Source organism: Kluyvera sp. Awk 3, assembly GCF_028069715.1.
Lineage (GTDB): Bacteria > Pseudomonadota > Gammaproteobacteria > Enterobacterales > Enterobacteriaceae > Kluyvera > Kluyvera georgiana_A.
In genome coordinates this window covers 1-2,844 of the sequence record NZ_JANEWH010000239.1, presented here as the reverse complement: position 1 = coordinate 2,844, position 2,844 = coordinate 1, and the positions used below count along the sequence as shown (strand labels likewise).

The 2,844-nt window shown below is 52.0% G+C and carries 2 protein-coding genes; both read right to left on the bottom strand.

Annotation, left to right across the window (positions count from 1 at the left end; translation table 11 throughout):
- Positions 1-88 precede the first annotated feature (88 nt).
- On the bottom strand, positions 89-424 hold the full coding sequence (yecR, locus tag NNN71_RS24170; RefSeq protein ID WP_163448980.1) for a YecR family lipoprotein: 336 nt from the start codon (positions 422-424) through the stop codon (positions 89-91).
- Between the two features lie 85 nt (positions 425-509).
- Positions 510-2,696, bottom strand: coding sequence for an HD domain-containing phosphohydrolase (locus NNN71_RS24165; protein WP_167575547.1), 2,187 nt, complete (start codon positions 2,694-2,696; stop codon positions 510-512).
- Positions 2,697-2,844 lie beyond the last annotated feature (148 nt).

The window sequence follows — 2,844 nt, the reverse complement described above, 5'->3', positions numbered from 1 at the left end:
ATGCGAATGTGAATAAAACTCATTGGCAGAAATATAACAATAGATATCAAGAGGGAAATAATAACGCCGGAATTCACCGGCGAGTGAACTAATACCAGGCGCTGGTAGCAGGAATATTGGCGACACCCCGGCACTGGTATTGCAGGGTGATATATTCGTTGAGGCACAGTGAGCCGCTAATGGTGGAGCAGGTGGAAATGGGCTGACCATAGGAAAATGCGGTGGCGTAGCCCATTTGCTGGCAGGCCTTATTGGCCTCGGACTGGGCCAGGTAACTGTCGGTGCGGGCGTTTTGCAGTACCGCCTGCCCGTAGGTCAGGCGAACGATACCGCTGGTCGCATCAACTTCGCTGACGCTTGCCGTGCGGGGAACCGAGCACGCGGAAAGTGCCAGCAGGGCAGGGATAAGTAGGAGGCTTTTCATCAAGTCGCTCTGCGCAATCTGTCGTAATCTTATTGTAGCCGCCCCCTCGGTGGCCAATCCCTTGAATAGTCGCCAGATTCAGGGGTTAATCCGCTTGTGACTCATAAATGGCCTGAAACTGCAGATGCAACTGGCAAAACAGTTTGACCAGCGTCGGATCAAAATGGCTGCCGGAACTGCTGACGATAATTTCGTAGGCACGTTCATGGGAGAAGCTGGGTTTGTAGACTCGTTTTTGCCGCAGCGCATCGTAAACATCGGCGATTGCCAGAATGCGCGCCTCCAGCGGGATGGCTTCACCGGCTAATCCATCCGGATAGCCGCTGCCGTCCCATTTTTCATGGTGATAATGGATCAGGTTTTCCGCCACAGAGCCGAGCACCAGCCCCTGGACGATACGCCAGCCTTTCACTGAGTGCTGCTGAATTTGCTTAAACTCGTCCTCGGTGAGTTTGCCCTGCTTACGCAGAATCATCTCGGGAACGGCAATTTTGCCAATATCATGTAGCGAAGCGAAATTTTCAATGTCACGAATCTGGCGCTGGGGCAACTTCATCGCGCGGGCCAACAGGCTGCAATAGGCAGAAACGCGACGGATATGGCAACCGGTCTCATCATCGTGGACGTGATTAATCTTTTCCATTGCCTCGACAATGCTGCGGTTAATCGCGCGGTTCTGGTTCATATGCCGCCACATCATCAGCATCATACTCAGGATAAAGATCAGCGCGGCCAGCAGCCCGGCGCTAATAATTTGTAATGTATTTTTACTTAGCGACGTGGAGGCCGCGACGCTGGTGGGAGGCGTGAGCTGGTGACGATAGCTGGAGATGAGATGAACCTGAGCCAGCAGCGCGTGCAGAGGGTGATCGATGTTCACCCAGGTCCCTATCTGATAGCTGGAATGGGTCAACCCGGCAACTTTCAGCGCGCCGCGGAACAGATCGCTGCCGCGTAGGGCTTGCTCCAGCGAGCTTAAATCACCAAGAATAAAGTCGATTTGGTTGTTATCGATGGTATCCAGCAGTTCGTCGATGGTGGCGCGGGCGACCAACGTCACGTCGGTACCAAACCGCTGACGCAGATAGTATGCGGCAAACGAACCGCGTATCACGCCAATCCGCTGATAGCGCACCTGTTCTTCATCAAGAATAAACGGCTGACCGACCTTATTGTAATAGGCGTTGTACCAGTTCAGCAGCGGGCCAACCAGGCCTTCCAGCTGTGCGCCGTCGCGGACATCAATAATATCGGCAAGCCGCAGTGGCCACTCTTCGTTCTTCATGCGAATCAAATAATTATCAACGAATTGAACGTCAACGTTGATATTAAGCAGATCGCGAAGATCGTTAACCATGCTGATGGCGCTGCCGTGATATCCCTGATTGTCTTTCCAGATAATGGGAGAGAAGTTCTCATTCTTCGGCAGCCACAGCGTCAGACGATTTTCCTGTAACCAGTTGCGCTCTTCGGGGGTGATGATGAGGTTATGGCGGAGAAACTCTATCTGGCTTTGCTCTTCCAGCGCCTGAAGCTTGCCGTTTTGCTGCCACTCGTTAATCAACTGATTGATGTTGTTGCGTAGTGAAATGAGTTCCGGGCTTATCCCGAATGAGGCGGTGATACGCAGTGAATCAAATGGACGAGAAATGGTGTAGTAGTACTGTGGGCTGCCGATTTCTCTGTCTTCATTGATATAGAAATCGGCACCGCCGCTGCGCAGAATTTGCAAGGCCTCTTTACTGCTGTCGACCTCGATGATCTGTTGAAATGTCAGGGAGGGATAAGCTTGTTTGACGATCGTCTGGGTCGGATCGTGCCGGCGGAAAATGACTCTTGTGTCGTTTAGGTCTCGTACGGTCTTGGCTTGTCGAGTGATGCTGGCGGTAACGATGGTGTTTTCGAGCAGGCGTAAGGAAAGGATTGTATTCTTCAGATGTTCACGGGTTTGCAGCACGCTGGCGTAGAGCCCGTAGTCATGATGGCTGAAGCGCTGTTCGAACGTGGTGCCGTCAATGGGCTGCAGGGTCAGATTATAGCCGTAGCGTGAATTGATGGCGTGCAGCAGTTCGGGATAGAACCCGCGAAACTGTCCGTGGTCGTCGCGCCAGAATTCAAAATTATCGGCATCGAGTATCCAGACAGGGACGGTGGAAGCCGTTTTGACTTTTTGTGGCGGTACGGCAAGAGCGCGAGTCGTGCAAACGAGCAACAGGGTCAGTAGAACAAGGAGACCCAGCCCGCGTCGAAGAGATCGGCAGTTCTGTGTCACAAGTCAGTTCCTTTGCGAAGACTATTTTATCCATTTAATAGCGTACATTTTGTGGGCCCATTATTGCCCTTAAGTCAGTTTAGACCACCGTGTGGCCTGGTAACAGTAAAAAAATAATGGTTTATGTAATGATTTATCTATCCGGCAT